General features: G+C 41.7%; 2 protein-coding genes and 1 pseudogene. 1 reads left to right on the top strand and 2 read right to left on the bottom strand.

Going from position 1 to position 2,103, the window contains the following annotated elements:
• Positions 1 to 106: 106 nt before the first annotated feature.
• A pseudogene (locus L2755_RS21905) lies at positions 107 to 355 on the top strand (transposase); the annotation flags it as partial.
• 55 nt (positions 356 to 410) lie between these two features.
• Here L2755_RS21905 and L2755_RS21900 read toward each other — a convergent pair.
• Complete coding sequence (locus tag L2755_RS21900) at positions 411 to 773, bottom strand: hypothetical protein (RefSeq protein ID WP_248982749.1); 363 nt, start codon at positions 771 to 773, stop codon at positions 411 to 413.
• On the bottom strand, positions 770 to 2,103 hold a 1,334-nt coding region (locus tag L2755_RS21895; RefSeq protein WP_248982748.1), incomplete at its 5' end, for an RHS repeat domain-containing protein. The genes L2755_RS21900 and L2755_RS21895, both read right to left, overlap by 4 nt.

Raw genomic sequence — 2,103 nt, 5'->3', positions numbered from 1 at the left:
TCCAATCCGCATGAGAACGTTTAGCCATATTAACTCCTGATGTAATAGTCAGTTGTTAAGATAGAACTTCAAAGCGGTAAGCTGAAGATGTACTTGGCCGGACGGTTACAAATCAACGAGGATATTGTCCTTATGTAATTATGCAGACGCACTATTAGATAAAAAAATTGGCGTCTGTAATTACGCAAAATATAGATTAACTAATGCTCGAGTTGAAGCTGGGAATGTCTCTATTGGTTTGCTCAGGCGAAGGGCTAGAGGGATACGAGACATTGAATATTTCAAACTCAAGATCAGACAAACATCAGTTCCTGATACCCATTCAACCTTTTATCCAAATATCAAGCTCATGTAAGCGGAGAAGAGCCGAAAAAGTATCTCAATCTCCCTAATTCACTCCGACCCCTTTATCAAAATATAAGTCCCACACTTTCTACATTTACAATACCAGCCAGTTCTTCATAAGAAAGCCCTAACCTTAACGTTCCATTTATCTTGTTATAAATAAAATAGCCATATGGCTGATCTACTAGACGTTTAGAAACGCTTGCTTTTGGAATAGCTTCTTCTCTTAACCCAATAATATAGGTATCATTATCAATAGCTCTAACTACATTTGCCATCACAAGAATCTTTCTATCTGGCTTTACTAGAGAATGAGCGTCTCCATATATCCTTATTGCCTCATAGCCACCTTTCAATTGTATCTTTTCTCGCTCTTCACAGCCTGCTATGCATAAGAACATAAACATTATTTTAATTTTTATTTTCATCTTCCATAACTCCTTTGCACAGTCCAGCTATGATGTATTGGATAAGGGGAGGAAAATGGCACATCTTGGTTCCCACTCCAATCATCATTAATATCGAGGGCATCAATGAACCAATCATTGGTTTCAAAAGTAAATGAGCATGAACCTTCCGCACATGCAGCTTCCATCTTCAACTCTCCATTTCCAACCGAAAATAGATCAGGATATCCAGTAAAGTCCACCGTTCCAACATTTGTAACATCGGTTGCACTATAATCCAAAACATTTACATTAAATACAGGCCCTTGCATAATGCTATTAATAAAACTCTCAACAGCACTACTAACTGTCGGTGCATTTTCAAAGTCGGAGGCTAAACCTATATCTGATAGATCAACCACATCCCCACCTCCCAAAAAATAGTGCGCTAAAAAATCCTTTGTAGACCACTTGCAACTATTGTTACCATTTGACTCTGGCGGCTCACTCGGATCACCCCCAGTATCTTTTGGCCCTAAACCTGTTTCATCAAACCAGATCAGCGATGAGTTCAGTGCATAACGGTATAAATTGTTACCTCCCGCCAAACCTATCGGGTCACTCTGCATATACCTTGCGGTTTTGGCATCGTAATCCCTAAAGCCATTTTGCCAGCTGTCCTTCTCACTATCGTAGTATTGACCTGGCAGCCCTAGGTTTAAGCCGCCAATCTTGTCCATAAGCACTTCGCGATCGAAGGCGAGGTTTTTCGCTTGCCATACCACTTCACCGTATTTGTCGGTTGCCACTTCCGGCCGACCTAAGTGGTCATTACTCAGGTAGTACACCTCATTGCCAGCATCCGTTAAATTGACGAGTGCCAGTAGTTGGCCATTTTGATAGACATACTCACGATTGACCTTACCGTTGCTTGCTTCGGCAATTAATCGCCCTTGCTGGTCATACAAATAGTGAATACGGCTGCCATCGGCTAATAGCTTAGCGCTGCGCTGGCCTTTGGCATTATAACCATAGTGAGTCGTTTGACCATTTTTACTGTGGCTTAACATTCGGTTAAGGCGGCCGTATTGATAGCTAACGGTTCCCTCTGCGGTTTGTTCGCTGATGATATTACCATTGGCATCATAATCAAACTGACGTTGCTGCTCACCTGTAATAGCCAATAAGCGATTTGAATCAAACGCACTGCGATACCAATCGGTATCGGCTTGAGTGGTTAGGCTTAAGCGGTTACCGATAACGTCATAGCTAATATCTTGCCAACCATCACTATTGTCGATACTGGTAATTTGACCCAGTGCGTCGTAACCAAAGGATTGGTTAAACTGTTGTGCATGATTAAACCAAGCGG

It is taken from the genome of Shewanella abyssi (assembly GCF_023284025.1).
In the GTDB taxonomy this organism is placed as follows: Bacteria; Pseudomonadota; Gammaproteobacteria; order Enterobacterales; family Shewanellaceae; genus Shewanella; species Shewanella abyssi.
The sequence above is the reverse complement of the archived record's forward strand: the minus strand, read 5'-3'. Positions and strand labels throughout refer to the sequence as shown.